Source organism: Thermoflexus sp. (assembly GCF_042408365.1).
Classification (GTDB): Bacteria; Chloroflexota; Anaerolineae; order Thermoflexales; family Thermoflexaceae; genus Thermoflexus.
The window spans coordinates 1-1,551 of sequence record NZ_JBHOQJ010000155.1; the positions used below are offsets into that span (position 1 = coordinate 1).

Sequence of the window (1,551 nt, forward strand, 5' to 3'; positions counted from 1 at the left end):
GCTCCGGTTTTGCCCGTTCGCTCGCTCCGGGCCAGGGCCAGGGCCCGACGGAAGCCCTCCGTGAGATCGACCCCGGTGGCCTCCCGAACGAGCTCGATGGCCCGGGCGGCCTGACGGATCACCAAGCGCGGCTCCAGGCGATCCAGATCCTCAAAGAACCACCCGCAGCTGGCGAACATACGCTGGCGATGGACCTGGGCTTGGAGGGCCCACAGAAGTCGCTGCTCAACATCCGCGGAGAGGGGGCGATCGGCAAACTCCCGCAGCAGCGAGCGAGCGTCCATCACCCCCAGGACCACGTGAATATACTCATCGCGCAGCCGCCATGGATTCCCGATGCGCCCGTGGGTCAGATCCAAATAGGTGGCGTCGATTTCCTCCGCAAGCAGATCCATCGCCGCTCGCAAGATCGCTTTCCAGCGCGAATCCCCCGGGGTACACGCACACCCGATGCTCCAGCGGGCCAGCCCGTGGGCGCAACTCCAGGCCGTGTTCTGAATCACTTCGATTTCCTCCACCGGCGGATGCGCCCGCAGATACTCGGGGAGGATCGTCACCTCATAAGCCGGGGTCTGAGGCTGAAGCAGGCGCTCCAGGAAATCCACTCCTTCCCGGTGATGGTGGCCGAAGGTCTCCCCATCCATTGCCAGCAACGTCAAATGGGACCTTCCCCGCAAGGCCCCTTTGGCCCAACGATCCGCCGGCCCGAGGGATGGCATCGCAAAGGAGACCTGGTTGGAAAGGTCACGGTCGCGAACGAAGACCGTGAAGTAAGCATTCGCCTCCAGGCGAACCCGATAGGGACCTGCCCCCTGGGTCAGCGCCCCCCGTACCTGCTCGGATGAGAGGATCGTGAACGTCAGACCGGCCTCCGCCAGCACCTCCAGCGTGGTGAGATCCACCGCCATTTCCGGCAGCCACATCCCCCGGGGGTGCCGGCCGAAGCGATGCTGAAAGGATTTGATCCCCCAATAGACCTGGGTGATTTTATCCCGCCGTCGAGCGAGGGGGAGGATCGTGTGGTGGGCCGATTGAGCGATGGCGTTCCCCACCCCACGAGCCACGTTGGCCCGATCCGCCTCCAGGATCCGCCGATAGGTCTCCGGGGCACGGCGCGCCAGCCAGGCGATCAGCGTGGGCCCTACATTGAAACTGATCCGCTCGAACAGGCACCGCTCCGCCAGCGGGCGATAGCATTCCGCGGTGATCTTCTCGTTGAAATCGTGATAAGGCTCCGCGCCCGGCTCCGGGGGAACCTCGCCGGTCCATGGGTCTTCACGCGGGGGCTGATAAAAATGTCCATGCACAGCTAACAGTGGAAGAGATCCGCTCAATGGAAACCTCCGTTTCCCTTGCAGCGTGCGTCAGAAAACTCCGGCCAAAGGCCATTCCCGAACCCGAGGCCTCATGGCTCTGGCTGTCGCACGAATGCTCCTTTTTAAGGATATGGGGGTGAGAAGCCGATGACCCCGCCCCCCTGGATCCTTCCTCCCCGCGGCCCAAAGGGCCGTGGGGAGAGAGGATAAAAAAAGATAGGGTTTGGGGGAGCCG

General features: G+C 63.7%; 1 protein-coding gene. It reads right to left on the reverse strand.

Annotated features, from left to right (window positions below; genetic code table 11):
• On the reverse strand, nt 1-1,334 hold a 1,334-nt coding region (locus ACFMO5_RS07245), incomplete at its 3' end, for a DUF3536 domain-containing protein (RefSeq protein WP_376792087.1).
• Between the last annotated feature and the right edge of the window lie 217 nt (nt 1,335-1,551).